Genomic DNA, 517 nt, shown 5'->3' on the forward strand with positions numbered 1-517 from the left:
GCGATTTTTTAAATGAAGTGTCTCTTAATTTAGAAAAGCAAATCGCCTCTTTTAAAGACTTACTGGATTTTTCTAACACGCAAAAACAAAGAAACAAAGGGCATGCCTTAAGCATTGTTGGCAAACCCAATGCTGGCAAAAGCTCCCTATTAAACGCCATGCTTTTAGAAGAAAGGGCTTTAGTGAGCGATATTAAAGGCACAACAAGAGACACCATAGAAGAAGTCATTGAATTGCAAGGGCATAAGGTGCGCTTGATTGATACAGCTGGCATTAGAGAGAGTGCGGATAAAATAGAACGATTAGGGATTGAAAAAAGCCTTAAAAGTTTAGAAAATTGCGACATCGTTTTAGGCGTGTTTGATCTTTCTAAACCCCTAGAACAAGAAGATTTTAACCTTATTGACACCCTCAATCGCGCCAAAAAGCCTTGCATTGTTGTTTTGAATAAAAACGATTTAGTGCCTAAATTGGAGCTTGAAATTTTAAAATCTTATCTTAAAATCCCTTATTCTTT

General features: G+C 36.4%; 1 protein-coding gene. It reads left to right on the plus strand.

The window, feature by feature from the left end:
• Nucleotides 1-517, plus strand: a 517-nt coding sequence (locus tag IEY78_RS35515; RefSeq protein WP_189104843.1) for a GTPase, incomplete at both ends; no start/stop codon positions are given.

The organism is Streptomyces kronopolitis (genome assembly GCF_014646275.1).
In the GTDB taxonomy this organism is placed as follows: domain Bacteria; phylum Actinomycetota; class Actinomycetes; order Streptomycetales; family Streptomycetaceae; genus Streptomyces; species Streptomyces kronopolitis.